This window comes from Microtetraspora fusca (assembly GCF_001570365.1).
GTDB lineage: Bacteria > Actinomycetota > Actinomycetes > Streptosporangiales > Streptosporangiaceae > Microtetraspora > Microtetraspora fusca.
Map to the genome: position 1 here is coordinate 214,489 of NZ_BBYK01000042.1, position 16,180 is coordinate 230,668.

Annotated in this window: 13 protein-coding genes; 6 read left to right on the plus strand and 7 right to left on the minus strand. The window is 71.4% G+C overall.

The window, feature by feature from the left end:
* Positions 1-214: 214 nt before the first annotated feature.
* The 4 genes from AWQ68_RS10205 to phoH2 all read left to right on the plus strand — a co-directional run bounded on the left by AWQ68_RS10205 (position 215) and on the right by phoH2 (position 4,967).
* The gene (locus AWQ68_RS10205) at positions 215-2,011 is read left to right on the plus strand and encodes a phosphoenolpyruvate carboxykinase (GTP) (protein ID WP_066938239.1); all 1,797 of its coding nucleotides are present in this window, start codon (positions 215-217) and stop codon (positions 2,009-2,011) included.
* A 106-nt stretch (positions 2,012-2,117) separates the two neighbouring features.
* The gene (locus AWQ68_RS10210) at positions 2,118-2,648 is read left to right on the plus strand and encodes a hypothetical protein (protein ID WP_245655840.1); all 531 of its coding nucleotides are present in this window, start codon (positions 2,118-2,120) and stop codon (positions 2,646-2,648) included.
* Between the two features lie 42 nt (positions 2,649-2,690).
* Positions 2,691-3,464, plus strand: coding sequence for an isoprenyl transferase (locus tag AWQ68_RS10215; protein WP_066938244.1), 774 nt, complete (start codon positions 2,691-2,693; stop codon positions 3,462-3,464).
* Between the two features lie 198 nt (positions 3,465-3,662).
* Entirely contained in the window at positions 3,663-4,967 is a 1,305-nt protein-coding gene (phoH2, locus tag AWQ68_RS10220; protein WP_245655841.1) for an RNA 5'-3' helicase PhoH2, read from the plus strand.
* Between the two features lie 68 nt (positions 4,968-5,035).
* Here the strand turns inward: phoH2 and AWQ68_RS10225 are convergent, their stop codons facing one another.
* The 3 genes from AWQ68_RS10225 to AWQ68_RS10235 are packed head-to-tail and all read right to left on the minus strand — an operon-like array spanning position 5,036 to position 7,751.
* Positions 5,036-5,656, minus strand: coding sequence for a hypothetical protein (locus AWQ68_RS10225; RefSeq protein ID WP_066938247.1), 621 nt, complete (start codon positions 5,654-5,656; stop codon positions 5,036-5,038).
* Entirely contained in the window at positions 5,653-7,080 is a 1,428-nt protein-coding gene (locus AWQ68_RS10230; RefSeq protein ID WP_066938249.1) for an ATP-binding protein, read from the minus strand. Before AWQ68_RS10230 ends, AWQ68_RS10225 begins: the two co-directional genes overlap by 4 nt.
* Positions 7,077-7,751 (minus strand): response regulator, encoded by a 675-nt coding sequence (locus AWQ68_RS10235; protein WP_066938252.1) that lies wholly within the window; start codon positions 7,749-7,751, stop codon positions 7,077-7,079. The genes AWQ68_RS10230 and AWQ68_RS10235 overlap by 4 nt, the downstream gene beginning before the upstream one ends.
* Before the next feature lie 364 nt (positions 7,752-8,115).
* Here AWQ68_RS10235 and AWQ68_RS10240 point away from each other — a divergent pair, with 364 nt between their 5' ends.
* Both AWQ68_RS10240 and AWQ68_RS10245 read left to right on the plus strand, forming a co-directional pair.
* Positions 8,116-8,715 (plus strand): aggregation-promoting factor C-terminal-like domain-containing protein, encoded by a 600-nt coding sequence (locus AWQ68_RS10240; protein WP_505780819.1) that lies wholly within the window; start codon positions 8,116-8,118, stop codon positions 8,713-8,715.
* 350 nt (positions 8,716-9,065) lie between these two features.
* On the plus strand, positions 9,066-10,994 hold the full coding sequence (locus tag AWQ68_RS10245) for a glycosyltransferase family 2 protein (RefSeq protein ID WP_169808891.1): 1,929 nt from the start codon (positions 9,066-9,068) through the stop codon (positions 10,992-10,994).
* A gap of 4 nt (positions 10,995-10,998) precedes the next feature.
* Here AWQ68_RS10245 and AWQ68_RS10250 read toward each other — a convergent pair whose 3' ends face one another.
* Genes AWQ68_RS10250 through AWQ68_RS10265 form a run of 4 tightly spaced genes read right to left on the minus strand, consistent with a single transcriptional unit; the run spans position 10,999 to position 16,129 of the window.
* Entirely contained in the window at positions 10,999-12,024 is a 1,026-nt protein-coding gene (locus AWQ68_RS10250; protein ID WP_066938260.1) for an alpha/beta fold hydrolase, read from the minus strand.
* Between the two features lie 48 nt (positions 12,025-12,072).
* Positions 12,073-13,452, minus strand: a complete 1,380-nt coding sequence (locus tag AWQ68_RS10255) for an MFS transporter (RefSeq protein ID WP_066938264.1) — start codon at positions 13,450-13,452, stop codon at positions 12,073-12,075.
* Between the two features lie 43 nt (positions 13,453-13,495).
* Positions 13,496-15,355: a helix-turn-helix domain-containing protein gene (locus tag AWQ68_RS10260; protein ID WP_066938266.1), complete on the minus strand. Its 1,860-nt coding sequence runs from the start codon at positions 15,353-15,355 to the stop codon at positions 13,496-13,498.
* Positions 15,356-16,129, minus strand: coding sequence for a 3-hydroxybutyrate dehydrogenase (locus tag AWQ68_RS10265; RefSeq protein WP_066938716.1), 774 nt, complete (start codon positions 16,127-16,129; stop codon positions 15,356-15,358). It lies immediately after the preceding gene.
* Positions 16,130-16,180: the final 51 nt, after the last annotated feature.

A 16,180-nucleotide genomic window follows, 5' to 3' on the forward strand; every position in this document is an offset into this window, starting at 1 on the left:
GAGGTGAACCGGCGCTCGGAACTCGTTTCTTTAATGTGCCGTCATGTGGGTAGGGTTCTCGAACCGTCACGGCTCCTGCCTGGACAAACATCCATTCCGGAGTCGTGTGGGACCTGAATGCCGTCGGATATAGGGCGTGGTCTACGCCAATTGGATTCGGTGGCCGTTCGTCGTCAATGATGATTTGGTCCTTCGAGAAAAAGGAGCCGGTTCCGTGTCCGTATCAGCAGAGGTACGCGTCCCGACGACTCACGCCGAGCTGGCCGCCTGGGTGAGAGAGATCGCCGAGCTGACTCAGCCTGACAGGGTCGAATGGTGCGACGGTTCCGAGGCCGAGTGGACCCGCCTGACGAACCTGCTCGTCAAACAGGGCACTCTCACGCGGCTTGCCCAACGACCCAACAGCTTCCTCGCGACCTCCGACCCCAGCGACGTCGCCCGGGTCGAGGACCGTACGTTCATCTGCTCCGAGCGGCCCGAGGACGCGGGACCGACGAACAACTGGATCGCTCCCGACGAGATGCGCCGCACGTTCGGCAAGCTCTTCAAGGGATGCATGCGCGGCCGCACGATGTACGTCGTGCCGTTCTGCATGGGCCCGCTGGGCGGCACGATCTCCCAGCTCGGCGTGGAGATCACCGACTCGCCGTATGTCGCGGTCTCGATGCGGATCATGACGCGCATGGGTGAGGAGGCGCTGCGCCTGATCGAGGAGCGCGGCGACTTCGTCAAGGCCGTCCACTCCGTCGGCGCCCCGCTGGCCGAGGGTGAGCAGGACGTGCCGTGGCCGTGCAGCGACACCAAGTACATCAGCCACTTCCCGGAGGCCCGGGAGATCTGGTCGTACGGCTCCGGCTACGGCGGCAACGCCCTGCTGGGCAAGAAGTGCTACGCGCTGCGGATCGCCAGCGCGATGGCCAGGGACGAGGGCTGGCTGGCCGAGCACATGCTCATCCTCAAGCTCACCCCGCCGAAGGGTGAGGCGCGGTACGTCGCGGCGGCCTTCCCGTCGGCGTGCGGCAAGACCAACCTCGCGATGCTCCAGCCCACGATCCCGGGCTGGAAGGTCGAGACGATCGGCGACGACATCGCCTGGATGCGGTTCGGCCCCGACGGCCGGCTGTACGCGATCAACCCGGAGGCCGGGTTCTTCGGCGTCGCCCCCGGGACCGGCGAGACCACCAACGCCAACGCGGTCGCGACCCTCTGGGGCAACAGCATCTTCACGAACGTCGCGCTGACCGACGACGGCGACGTGTGGTGGGAGGGGCTGACCGACGAGCCGCCGGCCCACCTCACCGACTGGAAGGGCCGCTCCTGGACACCGGACTCCGGCGAGCCGGCCGCGCACCCGAACGCGCGCTTCACCACCCCGGCCGGGCAGTGCCCGACGATCGCGCCGGAGTGGCAGGACCCGGCCGGCGTGCCGATCTCGGCGATCCTGTTCGGCGGGCGCCGGGCGACCGCCGTCCCGCTGGTCACGGAGTCGCTGAGCTGGCAGCACGGCGTCTTCCTCGGCGCCAACGTGGCCTCGGAGAAGACGGCCGCGGCCGAGGGCAAGGTCGGCGAACTGCGCCGCGATCCGTTCGCGATGCTGCCGTTCTGCGGCTACAACATGGGCGACTACTTCGCCCACTGGATCGAGATCGGCAAGAAGGCCGACCCGGCCAAGCTGCCGCGCATCTACTACGTCAACTGGTTCCGGAAGGGCGCCGACGGCCGCTTCCTGTGGCCCGGGTTCGGCGAGAACAGCCGGGTGCTGAAGTGGATCGTCGGCCGGCTGAACGGCGAGGAGGAGGCGGTGCCGAGCCCGATCGGCAACCTGCCCGCCGCGCTGGACACCAAGGGCCTGGACGTCTCCGAGAGCGACATGGCCGAGCTGCTCAGCGTCGACCCCGAGATCTGGCGCGAGGAGGCGTCGCTGGTGCCGAGCTTCTTCGAGACCTTCGGTGACCACCTGCCGAAGGAGCTCTGGGACGAGTACCGTGCCCTCGTCGCGCGGCTCGGCTAACTGGGAATTGCCCGTTTTGGGATGTTAGCGGCAGGTCGTCGCGGATAGCGTGTGAAACGTGCAGGGGCTACGGTGCGTGGACGGATCATACCTTACCGTTAATCCGGTGCCATGCCGGGACAGGCTCGGTGTCCCCTACGAGGTGACGTTGGACCTGTACCGGGACGGCCTGCCGTACGGGACGGTCGGGGAGCGGTGTGGCTGGTTCCTGGCGAGGCTGGCCAGGGTGATCGTGGACGCGAGAGCGGACGGCGGTCCCCAGGCCGGCGAGTGGCCGGATCCGGAGGACCGCTTCCCCGGTGGGGAGGGCGAGCTCTTCGCCTTTCGCTACCGCAGCAGGGGGGACGTGGCCGGCGGCGGCGAGCTGCGCTGCCAGGTGCGGACGCTGCCGTCGTGGGTGCCCGCGCGCCCGCGCCGCCGCGGCGCCCCCCTGGGTGAGTGGCGGGTCGTCCGCCGGGCCTTTCTGGAGGCGTGGGGCACCAGCGGCGTCGGCCTGCGCGCCGAGCTGACCTCGGGCCGGCTGGCCGCGTTCGTGGACGGTCTCGTGGGCGACGCCGAGGAGCGGCTCGGCTCGGGGTTCGAGATGGAACCCAACAGCAACCTCGTGAACGGAGCGGTCAGGTTCTCGCGGCCCTGATAATTGACGGAGCCACCGGGTCGCGAAGGAAGAGGACTTTGCATGGGCGTGCGCGATCTCGTGTACAAGCTGTACGAGCGCAGGCTCGAGCGAAAGCTCTCCGGACCCGGCAGCACGGCACAGATCCCCCGGCATGTGGGCGTCATCGTCGACGGCAATCGGCGCTGGGCCAGGGCGATGGGCCTGCGCGACGTGAACCGCGGGCACCAGAAGGGCGCCGACAAGATCAGTGAGCTCCTGGGGTGGTGCCGGGAGGCGGGCGTCGAGTACGTGACGCTGTGGCTGCTCTCGACCGACAACCTCTCCCGGGACCAGGCCGAGTTGCAGCCGTTGCTCCAGGTGATCGAGGGCCTTGTGCGCGACCTCGTCGAGCAGGGATGGCACGTCAATCCGATGGGCTCCCTCGATCTGTTGCCCGATCACACCGCCCGTGTCCTGAAAGATGCAAAAGAAGCCACATCGCACCGCCCTGGCCTGATTGTGAACGTGGCCGTTGGGTATGGAGGAAGACGTGAGATCGCTGATGCGGTGCGCTCTCTCCTCCAGGAGCACGCAAGCAAGGGCGCGAGCATCGAGGACCTCGTGGAGGTCCTCGACGTCGAGCACATCGCGGAGCATCTCTACACGCGCGGGTTGCCCGACCCGGACCTCGTCATCCGGACGTCGGGAGAGCTGCGACTCTCCGGATTCCTGCTCTGGCAGAGCGCCCACTCGGAGTTCTACTTCTGTGAGGCCTACTGGCCTGACTTCCGCAGGGTCGACTTCCTGCGGGCGCTCCGCTCGTACGCCGCGCGGCATCGTCGGTACGGTTCCTGAAACGGCACGTGAACGCTCCCTTTCGGTCACAGTCCAGGTATTGGGATCAAAGGGAACGTTACGTACCGTAGTGGGAGAGGGCCTGTCCTTGATCGTGAGGGGGGCCGGAATCCCGGCCCGCTTCCGCAGGGCACGGGTCCGGTCCGTTCACCACCATTCACGGCAGGGCGCCCCACCTCGGCGCCCGGGGGAGAACGCGTGGCACAGTCCTCGAGTAACCCGACCCGCACCTACATCCTTGACACCTCCGTCCTGCTCGCCGACCCGGCGGCGATGAGCCGCTTCGCGGAGCACGAGGTCGTCATCCCGGTCGTCGTCGTCACGGAGCTGGAGGCCAAGCGGCACCATCCGGAACTCGGCTACTTCGCCCGTGAGGCGCTGCGCTTCCTCGACGACCTCAGGGTGCGGTACGGGCGCCTGGACGAGCCCATGCCGATCGGCGAGGGCACGATCCGGGTGGAGCTCAACCACAGCGACCCGTCGGTGCTTCCCGCGGGATTCCGGCTCGGTGACAACGACACCCGCATCCTCACCGTCGCCCAGAACCTGGCGACGGAGGGCTGCGACGTGGTGCTCGTCTCGAAGGACCTCCCCATGCGCGTCAAGGCCGCCTCGATTGGCCTGGCCGCGGAGGAGTACCGCGCCGGCATGGTGGTCGAGTCCGGCTGGACCGGCATGGCCGAGCTCCAGGTGACCACCGAGGACGTCGAGACCCTCTTCGAGAACGGCACCGCAGACCTGGAGGAGGCGCGCGAGCTTCCCTGCCACACCGGCCTGCGGCTGCTCTCCAGCCGGGGCTCCGCGCTCGGCCGTGTGATGCCGGACAAGTCCGTACGGCTGGTCCGCGGCGACCGCGAGGTCTTCGGGCTGCACGGGCGCTCGGCCGAGCAGCGGATCGCCCTCGACATCCTCATGGACCCCGAGGTGGGCATCGTGTCCATGGGAGGACGTGCGGGCACCGGCAAGTCGGCTCTGGCCCTCTGCGCGGGCCTGGAGGCCGTCCTGGAGCGTCGCCAGCACCGCAAGGTCATCGTCTTCCGCCCGCTGTACGCGGTGGGCGGCCAGGAGCTCGGCTACCTCCCGGGCTCGGAGAACGAGAAGATGGGCCCCTGGGCCCAGGCCGTCTACGACACCCTCGGCGCGGTGACCACGCCCGAGGTGATCGAGGAGGTCCTGGACCGGGGGATGCTGGAGGTCCTCCCGCTCACCCACATCCGCGGCCGGTCCCTGCACGACGCGTTCGTGATCGTGGACGAGGCCCAGTCGCTGGAGCGGGGCGTGCTTCTCACTGTGCTCTCGCGCATCGGCGCCAACTCGCGGGTGGTGCTCACCCACGACATCGCCCAGCGTGACAACCTCCGCGTCGGACGGCACGACGGCGTGGTCGCGGTGGTCGAGAAGCTCAAGGGGCATCCGCTGTTCGCGCACATCACGCTCACCAGGTCCGAGCGGTCGCAGATCGCCGCCCTGGTGACCGAGATGCTGGAGGACATCACCTTCTGACGTCCGGTTGCCGGCCGGGAGGTGGGACGGGCGACGGTCCCACCTCCCGGCCGGTGCGTGTTCCGGGGTCAGGGCGGGAGGTGGCCGTTGCGCGGGGCCAGGTCCCAGTACTCCCGGCAGGTGTGGATCTTCAGGTTCTCGCTGCCGCTCTGCGCGATCTCCACCGCCCAGATCTCCGGGCGCAGCCGTGCCGTACAGGTGATCTGGGCCATCGCGATCCGGGACATCTTCGGCCCGCTGACGAACACCCGCAGCCGCAGCCCGGCGCTGTCCGGGTCGTTGCGCGAGTGCGGGTCGGGTGTGTACCGCACGAGCTGGACCTGGGCGAGCCGCATCCGGGACAGGGTGGTGCCGACGCCGCTCGGCGGGCGCCGGCCGGCTCCGAAGAGGGCGGAGAGCACGTCGTTGACGTGGCCGGAGGCCGCGGCCACGCTGACCGGCTCCAGCCGTCCGGACCGGACGAGATAGACGCGCACGATCGTCGAGTCCCCGCTGATGACCGGGGGCGGCCCCTTGTCGTTGACCCCGGTCGGGCTCACCCCGCACCCCGCGACCGCGACGAGGAGCAGGGCGGCCAGCGCGGCCCAATTGAGCGAACGCGGTGAGAGGGCGCGGTGTGTGGCCCGATTGAGCGGACGCGACGAGGTCGTGCGGTTCGAGGCGGCGCGGTTCGGGGCGGGGCGGTTCACGGCTCGGGGATCCACAACGTGAAGAGGGTGCCGGGCTCGCACCGCTTGACATCGATGGTGCCGCGGTGCAGCTCGGCGTTCGCCTTGGCGATGGCGAGCCCCAGGCCGCTGCCGCTGCGGGTCCGGCCCACGCCCGCCTTGTAGAAGCGTTCGAAGACGTGGGGGAGCGAGCGCTCGGGGATGCCCTCTCCGTGGTCCCGTACGGTCACCTGGAGGCCGCTGGGCCGTACCCGGGCGCTCACCTGCACCGGTGGCGCCCCGTGGTGCAGGGCGTTGCCGACGAGGTTCGCGACGATCACGTCGAAGCGCCGGGGGTCGAGGGAGAACACCAGCCCGATCGGGACCGTGAGCTGCACCCGGTCGCTCCAGCCGCGCACCTCCAGGCAGTCGGCGAGGGTGTCGCCCACGTCCACGTTCTCGCGGCGCAGCACCGCGGCCCCGGAGTCGAAGCGGCTGACCTCGATCAGGTTCTCCACGAGCAGCTTGAGCCGGTCGATCTCCCGGAGCACGATGCGCACCGCCTCGCCCGCGTCGTCAGGAAGGCCCTCCGCCTCCTCGGAGAGCATGTCCGTCACGGCGGTCATCGCGGTGAGCGGGGTGCGCAGCTCGTGCGAGACGTCGGCGACGAAGCGCCGGGACATCGCCTCCAGCGTGCGCAGCTCGGACACCTTCTCCTCCAGCGCCTCCGCGGTCTCGTTGAAGATCGCGGTCAGCTCGGCCAGCTCGTCCTTGCCGAGGACGGGGAGCCGGATGTGCAGTTCGCCCGCGCCGAGCATCCGGGCGGCGTCCCCGAGCCGGCGGACCGGGAGCAGGACCTGCCGGGCCGACAGCAGGGCCACGGTGAGCGCGATGGCCAGCGTGATCCCGGCGGCCTGGAGGAGCGAGCCACGGAGCCGGTTGAGCACGCCCTCCTCGTCGCTCAGCGAGACGAAGACGTAGGCGCTGAGTCCGGTGGCGCGTACGACGCCGCTCGGCTGGGCGCGGTGGATCTGGGTGCCGACCAGGAGCCACGGCTGGCCCTTCAGCCGGAGCCGCTGGGAGACCAGGCGGCTGGTGGCCTGCCAGCGGAGCTGGTCGGGCACGTCGTCCATGGTGAAGGGCGATCCCCGGCTGGCGCGGCTGTGGCCCCCGTAGGCGACGATGACGACGCGGTCGGGGCCGTTGAGCGTGTTGACCAGGTCGCCGAGGTCCTCGTCGGTGACCGTGGAGTCGCTCGGCCACACCACGTCGCTGGCGCCGACCGGCAGCGAGACCCGCGACAGCGTGTCGCGCACGTCGGAGGTCGAGATGCGCTCCACCCTGTCCAGCAGTTCCCTGCGTACGAGTTGGTAGCCGAGCCCGGCCACCGCCGCGGACGCGGTGATCGCCACGAGCAGGAAGGTCACCACCAACCGGCCGCGCAGGCCGGTGGGAACCCAGCTCATGGGGGACTGAAGCGGTACCCGAAGCCGCGGACGGTGTGGATGAAGACCGGATCGGCCGGCACCGGCTCGATCTTGGCCCTGATCCGCTGCACGCACGCGTCGACGAGGCGCGAGTCCGCGACGTGGGAGTGGTCCCACACCGTGCGCAGCAGATAGCGGCGGTTGAGCACCTGGCCCGGGTGGCGGACCAGTTCGAGCAGGAGGCGCAGCTCCGTCGGAGTGAGGTGGATCTCGCGCCCCTTGAGCGTCACCTTCAGCGCGCCCCGGTCCACGAGCAGGTCGCCGAAGCTGATCCGGTCGGACGAGGCGGACTCCAGCCGCCGCAGGACCGCCCGGATGCGCGCGTCGAGCACCCGCGGCTCGACCGGCTTGACCACGTAGTCGTCGGCGCCGGCTTCCAGGCCGACGACCACGTCGAGGTCGTCGCCGCGCGCGGTGAGCAGGATGATCGGCAGGGAGTCCATCCGGCGGATGCGGCGGCACACCTCGACCCCGTCGATGCCGGGCAGCATCACGTCGAGGATCACGATCTCCGGGCGTCGCGCCCGCACGTGCGCCAGGGCTTCCTCGCCCGTCGCGTACGCGGTGACGGAGTGGCCCTGGCGGGTGAGCGCGAGTTCGAGCCCCGTGCGTACGGAGGGGTCGTCTTCGACCAGGAGGATGCCAGCCACGCGGACATTATGGACTGTATGTCGGGAATTCCCGTGGGTGTCATGAAACCGTAACGCGGCACGGACACGGCCACGACGAACCGTGTGCATGCTCGCGAGGAGGGTCCTCCCTTCGGTGCGGGGGTCCGAGGGGCGGACCCTGTGACCAAAATCACACAACCGAGGAAAGTCCATTTCCGGGCGGTTAGGGCAAAGATTTCGCCATCGGACTTCCTTGTTCCGGTTGCGCGACACCCCGGGGGACACGGCAAGCTCATGGCTCGTGAGTTCAGGTCAGCAGCTTAAGGAGCGCTCGTCGCGCTCCCGTTCCAAGCGTCGGTCGGGTCCGCGCCTGTTGACCCCCAAACGCGTCATCATCCTCGGCGTGACCCTGGTCCTCGTCGGCGCGGGCACCGTCTACGTCGTGCGCACGGCCATCGAGAACGCCAACACGCCGTCCAATCCGCTGGCCCTTCCCGACATCCTCGCCGCCGATCCCTCCTTCTCCAATCCCGAGCTCGACGCGATGAAGGCGCAGGCCGCGCAGGCGCTCAAGGCCGACAAGCTGAAGGAAGCCCGCGACGGCCAGAAGCCCGACCTGGACCCCGTGAAGATCGCGAAGAAGGCGCCGGGCGGCGGCGGGTTCACCCCCGCGGACTTCCCGCCCGGCTCCAACCCCGACCCCGGCAGCAACAAGGCCCTCGGCCGGCAGATGGCCGCCGCGCGCGGCTGGGGCGACTCCGAGTGGGGCTGCCTGGAACGCCTCTGGGACAGGGAGAGCCACTGGAACGAGCGGGCCATGAACCGCTACAGCGGCGCCTACGGCATCCCGCAGTCGCTGCCGGGCAGCAAGATGGCCAGCGCCGGCGGCGACTGGCAGACCAACGCCGCCACGCAGATCAAGTGGGGTCTCGGCTACATCGCCGGCCGCTACAAGACGCCCTGCGGCGCGTGGGGCCACTCCCAGGCCACGGGCTGGTACTGACCGGCACGCCGCCCCACCCGCCCACCCGCCTCCGCCCGGGCAGAAATTGCCGGTCACGGCACTGGTGCCCCTCCCGGCAATCTTTGCCCCGTCGCGTCGCCCAGGGCGGCACCCGCCGCGTTGACGCCCCACCCACGAAAAGTCCTCGCAGGCTCGGACTTTCCGCGGGGCCCGGGATTGTCGGCCGTAGGCTCCGCTACGGCCTCCTCCTCCGCCTTGCGATGCACCACCCTGGACACCGCTCCGCCCGGGCAAACCTTGCCAGTCGCGGCACTAGCCCTGGTCAGGTTTGGTTGACCTTTCGGCAAGTCCGCAGAGACCCGCCGTACCGGCCGGGCACCCTTGGCCTCATGGGTGTGAAGGTCAGTGTTGTGGTCTCCACGTGCGACGCCGGACCGGCGAGCAACGCCATGGACGCGTGCGTGCGCTCAGTGCTGGAGCAGTCGCTGCCCGCGGACCGGTACGAAGTGATCTTCGCGGACGACGGGTCCAGCGACGGCACCCGCGAGCGGCTCGACGCCGTGGCGGCGACGTGCGAGAACGTACGCGTGCTGCACCTGGACCACAGTGGCGGGCCCGCGCGGGGCCGCAACGTCGCCCTGTCCCTCGTGCGGGGCGACTACGTCTACTTCATGAACCAGCACGACCGGCTGGAGCACAGCGCCCTGCAGAACATGTACGGCATGGCCGTACGCGCCGGGGCCGACGTGCTCGTCGGCAGGCTCGTCGGCGAGGGGACGCCGCTCTCGGCGTTCACCGGCAGCCGGGAGCGCGCCGACGTCATCCGGGACCGCCTGCTGGCGCTGCCGACGGCACACAAGCTGTTCCGTGTCGGCTTCCTCGCCGAGAACCAGATCCGGTTCCCCGATCGGCCGCTGGCCGAGGAGGCGTTCGTCACCCACGCCTATCTCGCCGCCGCGGTCATCTCCATCCACGCCGGGCAGATCTGCTGCCGCGTCGCCGCCCCGCGCGAGGATCCACGGGAGGACCCGGCCGCGCTGGTGGGCGGGCTGCGGACCATCCTCGACATCGTCGAGGCGTACACGCCGCCGGGGCAGCGGCGCGACCGGATCCAGGCGCACTGGTTCCGCGTGCTCGGTCTTCGCCGCCTCGGAGGCGCGCGGTTCGAGGCGATGGGGGAGCACCGCCGGGCGGCCCTGTTCACCCGGCTGCGGGATCTCGCCGCCGAGCGCCTGCCCGCCCGGCTCGACGCGTACCTGCCGGTCCACCTGCGGGCGCGGGCCGCGCTGCTGCGCGCCGGGCGGCAGGAGGAGCTGGCCCGGCTCGTCGCCGCCTCGCGCGGGACCCGGCTGTACGCAGAGCTGCAGGAGGTGCACTGGGACCAGAGCGTGCTCACCATGGACCTGGCCGTCGAGATCGTCGACGCGGGCGGCACGCCGCTGCGGTTCCACGCCGAGAACGGCCGCCTCCACTGGCGGCCGCCCGTCCCGCTCGAGGGCCTGCTCGCCCCCGAGATGGCCGACGTGACCGAGGCGGCCCGCCGGGCGCGCATGGAGGTCTATGTCCGGGACGCGGAGTCCGGCGTCGTCTACTTCCTCCCGGTGACGAGCACGGTCCAGCACGCCCGCGACGGCGACGGCGTCCGGGTCTGGGCCGCGGGCCAGGCCCGGCTCGACATCGGCTCCGCCGCGCTCGGACGGCCGCTGCGACCGGGCCTGTGGGAGGTGCACGTGCGGATGCGCGGCGTCCACCCGGCCCGCACTCGCGTGGCACGGGCCGAGGCGCCGATGAACTGCGCGGGTGTTCTGGCCGACTATCCCCGGCGTCTGGTCGTGCCGTGCTGGTCCGGGCGGGGCGAGCTCAGCGTCTGCATCGAGCCGAGGTCGTTCTCCGAGTCCATCGCGCTGGTGTCGCCGCGGGCGTCGGTGACCCACAGCGACGACGACGTCTACGTCGTCATGCCGGTGCCGTACGTGCCGCCGAGCGGCGGGCCGGCGGTCGAGCTGGTGCTGCGCCAGCTCGGCGGCCGGGGCAGGGGCATGACCGTTCCCGCGCTGGTCGAGCCCGGCGTCCCCGGCCGGGTGCCCGGCCAGCTCGTCGCCAAGGTGCCCGTACGCCGGCTGGGCGGCGAGGGCTGCCTCGGCCCCGGCGCGTGGCGGCCGGGGCTGCGGACGGAGGGCAAGGACGTCGATCTCCGCTTCACCCTGGAGGTCGGGCTGCGGGGGCACGTCCGGGTGCGGCCGGCTGACGCCCGGTCGACGCCGTCGCTGCTGCGCAGGATCGCCGCGCGGATCCCGGGCTACGCCGCCCTGAGCTGAGCGGCTACGCCTCGCGCAGGTGGGCGAACAGAGCCGCGCGGAACTCGGCCGGCTTCTCGACGTGCGGGCTGTGGCCGCAGCCGGGGATCGCGACCTCGCGGTAGTTCCCGTAGCGGTCGAGCGCGGCGCGCGTCTGGGTGACCATCGGCTGGGCGGGCGTGCCGTCCCAGCCGGGCACCGCGCCGATCGCCCCAAGGTGTGCCAGGTCGAACAGGGACGTGTCGGAGACGATCACGTCCTCGGCGCCCCTGATCCACAGGACGGGCGGCTTGGGCTCGATCGTGTGCAGGTCGTCGATCCGGAAGTACGTCGGCGCCATCGTGTTGAGCACGCCCCGCTTGCCCGGCGCGACGCCCGGCCAGGCCGTCGCGGCGGCGCTGTCGCCCGGGTAGTGGTCCTCGCCCAGCCGGGTGGACAGCATCGACTCGACGTAGGCGTCCTCGTCCTCGCCCAGCTCGGTGCCGGGCACCACGTACGCGGTGCGCAGCACGGAGCGCGGCGACACCGGCGCGTCCGCCGACCGGTCCCCGGCCAGGAGCGCCGCGACGAAGTCCGGGTTGGCGGTGCCGCCGCCCGACCCGGCGCCGTCCGGGTGGGTGAGGACGCCGTCCGGCCCGGTCGTCCCGCCGAACCCGTACGGCGAGACCGGGTTGACGAGGGCGGCGCTCCTGACCGCCTCGGGGCGGTCGCGGAGCGCCTGGAGGACGACGCCGCCGCCCATGCTCCAGCCGACCAGGTGGGCGGGGCCGATCACGTCGAGGAGCGCCAGGACGTCGTCGGAGTAGTCCCGCAGCCCACGCGTCGCGTCCACCGGCGCCGGGTCGGAGTCGCCGAACCCGCGCAGGTCGACCGCGAGCGGGCGCAGGCCGTCGGTGTCCGGCGCCTCGGCGAGCGCCGCCATGGTGGGACGCCAGAAGGCGCTCGACGAGACGTTCCCGTGGATGAAGAGCACGGGCTCGCCGGTCGTCCCCGGGACGGAGAGAACGTTGAGCGTCGTACGCGCGGTGCTGATCCGCTCGGCTGAGATCATGGTGCGGCTCCAGATGGATGGGGTCGGAGTTTCAGATCGTCGCGTTCCTCAGGACTCCTGGACGGCGTCGGCCGTGGACGCGTCTCGGGGACCGGAGGTCGGCTCGATGGCGGTCAGATCGCGATCGCGGGTCTCCTTGGCGGCGAAGACCGCGATCACCGTGATCACTGCCGAGACGGCGACGTAGAGGGCGATCGGGACTCCGGAGTCGAACCCCTGGAGAAGCGCGACCGCGATGATCGGGGCGGGAGCGCCGGCCACGATCGAGGCGAGCTGGTAGCCGGCCGACACGCCGGAGTAGCGCATCCTCGTGGCGAACAGCTCGGAGAAGAACGCGGCCTGCGGACCGTACATCGCTCCGTGGAAGAGCAGGCCGACGGTGACCGCCACCGTCGCCAGGGCGAACGACGCGCTGTCGACGAGCGGGAAGAACGCGAACGCCCAGAGGCCGATGCCCGCCGCGCCGATCAGGTACACGGGGCGGCGGCCCAGCCGATCGGAGAGCGCGCCCCACATCGGGATGGTGACGAAGTGGACCGCGGAGCCGATCAGCACCGCGTTGAGCGCGGTCTCCTTGGTCATGCCCGCGGCGGTGGTGGCGTAGACGAGGACGAACGCCGTGATCACGTAGTACGAGACGTTCTCGGCGAGCCGCGCGCCGATCGCCACCAGGACGTCGCGACGGTGATGGCGCAGCACCTCGCGGATCGGGGCCTTCTGCGAGGGAGGCTGGTTGGCCAGCGCCTCCTTGAACACGGGCGACTCGGTGACGGTGAGCCGGATCCAGAGCCCGACCAGCACCAGCAGGCCGGAGAGCAGGAACGGGATCCGCCAGCCCCAGGCGAGGAACGTCTCGTCGGACTGGACCGCCGCGAGCAGCGCGAGCACCGCGGTCGCGAGCAGGTTCCCGCCCGGCGCGCCGGCCTGCGGCCAGGAGGCCCACAGGCCGCGTCGCTTGGGGTCGCCGTGCTCGGACACCAGCAGGACCGCGCCGCCCCACTCGCCGCCGAGGGCGAAGCCCTGCACCAGCCGCAGCGCGGTGAGCAGCAGCGGCGCCGCCGCGCCGACCGTGGCGTACGTCGGCAGGCAGCCGATCAGGACGGTCGCGCCGCCCATCAGCAGGAGGCTGACCACGAGCAGCTGCTTGCGGCCCAGCCGGTCGCCGTAGTGCCCGAAGACCAGCCCGCCGAGAGGCCGCGCGACGAAGCCCACGGCGTACGTGAGGAACGCGAGCAGCGTGCCGGTCAGTGCGTCCTCGGAGGGGAAGAAGAGCTTGTTGAACACGAGCGCGGCGGCGGAGCCGTAGAGGAAGAAGTCGTACCACTCGATCGTGGTGCCGATCAGGCTGGCGCCGACCACCTTGCCGATCGGGGTCCGTGTTTCGTTGGCCACGGGGAGCTCCTCAAGGTTGGGGGGTCCGGCCAACATATGCTGTGACGAAAATCACTCCTATGGCCGCTTCGCACATACCTCAGGCGTCGGTTATGTGGCTCCGCAGGCGGTGCAGCCGCAGGGCGAGCTGGATCTCCAGGGCGCGCTCCGGCTCCTGCCAGTCGGCCCCGAGAAGCTGGGCCACCCGGTCGAGCCGCTGGGTGACCGTGTTCACGTGGATGTGCAGGGCGTCGGCCGTACGGGACAGGGAGCCGCCCGCGCCGAAGTAGGCGCTCAGCGTCCTGATCAGCGCCGTGCCGCGCCGTCCGTCGTAATCCAGGACCGGGCCGAGCGCGGAGGCGAGGAAGCCCGAGACGTCCCGCCCCTCGCCCATCAGCAGGCCGACGAAGCCGAGCTCGTCCGCGCTCGCGCCGTCGCCGGCCCGTCCGAGCGCGATCAGCGCGTCGGCGCAGCGCTGCGCCTCGCGGTACGCGTCGGGCACCCCCGAGGCGGCGGTCCCGGGGGCGGCGGCCCGGGCGGCTCCGGCGGTGGCGGGGCGGCCGAGCGACGAGCTGAGCTCACGGGCGACGCGGCGCGCGACGGCGCCCGGCCCTTCTCCCGGCACCAGCAGCACGACCTCGTCGCCGCGCGCGGCCGCCAGGCCGTGGGCGAGCGCCGCGTGCGACGACGCCCAGAAGGCGGCGCGCTCCCGCTGCCCCTCGTGACGGGCGACGACGAGCACGTGCGGAAGGTCGAGGTCCACGCCCAGCCGGCGCGCCCGCTCGCCGAGACCGGCGAGGTCGGGCCGGGAGATCAGGTCGTCGAGCAGCTCGCCGCGCACCCGCCCCTCGGCCTCGGCCACGCTTCGCCGGAAGAGGAGCAGCAGCGCGGTGACGATCGCCCCACGCTCCAGGATGCGCTGGTCGGCGGCGGCGACCTGCTGCTCGGTCCGCAGCACCAGCGTGCACACCGGCGCCGCCCCCACGTCCACCGACGCGACGTACGCGCCGCCGCGTTTCACCGTACGGCCGAGCGCGCGCGAGGAGCGGGCGGCGTCGAACACGCCGCTGTCGAGGTCGGCGGCCTGGCCGACCAGCGGGCGGCCCTCGTCGTCGAGGACCGTGACGGTGCCGCCGAGCACCTCGGTGACGACGGCGGCGACGTCCTCGACCCCGCCGCCGCGCAGCACGAGCCCGGTCATCCGGTCGTGCGCGTCGGCGGCGCGCTCGATGGCCTCGCTGTGCGCGCTGATCAGGCTGTTGGCCTCGCTCAGCTCGGCGAGCGCGGACCGGGTCTCCTGGAGCAGCCGCGCGGTGTCGATCGCGACGGCCGCGTGCGCGGCCAGCGAGCAGAGCAGCGCCACCTCCTCCTGCACGAAGGGGCGCGCGCTGCGGTTGGCGGCGAACAGCACCCCGATGACCTGGGTGCCGAGCCGCAGCGGCACGCCGAGGATGGCGACCAGACCCTCCTCGTGCACCGCCTCGTCGATGGTGTTCGTGTGCCGCAGCCGCTCGTCCGCGAAGTAGTCCGCCGTGTTGTACGGCGTGCCCGACTCGGCGACCAGGCCGCCGAGGCCCGCGCCCATGGCGAGCCGCAGCCGCCGGAATCGCGCCGAGATCGAGCCGTCGGTGACCCGCATGTAGGTGTCGCCGCGCTCCGGGTCGTGCAGCGTCATGTACGCGATGTCGGTGGACAGCAGCCGCCTGGCCCGCTGCACGATCGCCGCCAGCACGGCGTCCAGGTCGGTCAGCCCGGCCAGGTCGCCCGCGGTGTCGAAGAGGGCCGACAGCTCCGCCTCGCGCCTGGCCCGCCTGCGCAGCATGGCCCGGACCTTCAGGGCCGCGAACTTGTCCTCTTCCAGCTCGGCGGTGTCGAGGCCGGCCGCGCGGGCCTGGAGGACCGGGCCCTCGAACTCCACGGCCGAGGCCTCACGGGCGAGGAGTTCGAGATAGGGGTTCACTTAGTGCGCGCTCCATCCTCCGTCGAGCGGGATCGAGGCTCCGGTGATGAACGAGCCCTGTGGACCGCAAAGATAGGCCACCAGCTCGGCGACCTCGTCCGGCTCCACCAGCCGCTTGATCGCGGCCGGGGCCAACATGATCCGCTCGACCACTTCGTCCTGGCCGATGCCGTGTGTCTGCGCCTGCGCCGCGATCTGGTTCTCCACCAGCGGGGTCCGCACGTACGCCGGGTTCACGCAGTTGGAGGTGACGCCGTGGGACGCCCCTTCGAGCGCGATGACCTTGGACAACCCCTCCAGGGCGTGCTTGGCCGTCACGTACGCGGACTTGTACGGCGAGGCGCGCAGGCCGTGGACGGAGGAGATGTTGACGAACCGCCCCCAGCCGCGCTCGTACATGCCGGGCAGGACGGCGCGGGCGATCAGGAACGGCGCCTCGACCATCACCTTCATGATCTTGGTGAAGATCTCGGGCGGGAACTCCTCGATCGGGGCGACGTGCTGGAACCCGGCGTTGTTGACGACGATGTCCGCCGAGATGTCCGTCCGAACGCCGGTGGAAGCGTCCGCCCAGGCGCGCGGGAAGTCCGGATCGGACAGATCCACCGCGACCGCGGTGCCGCCCGTCTCGGCGGCGACCGCGGCGGCGGTCTCGGGGTTCATGTCGGCGACCACCACGTGCGCCCCGGCCGCCGCGAGCCGCAGGGCACACGCTCTGCCGATGCCACTGCCCCCACCCGTGACCAGGGCCGTGCGGCCCTCAAGGCTCGTCATGCCGACCAACCCTAGGAATCCCGGGGCGACCGGCCCATGGTGGCCGTGGAC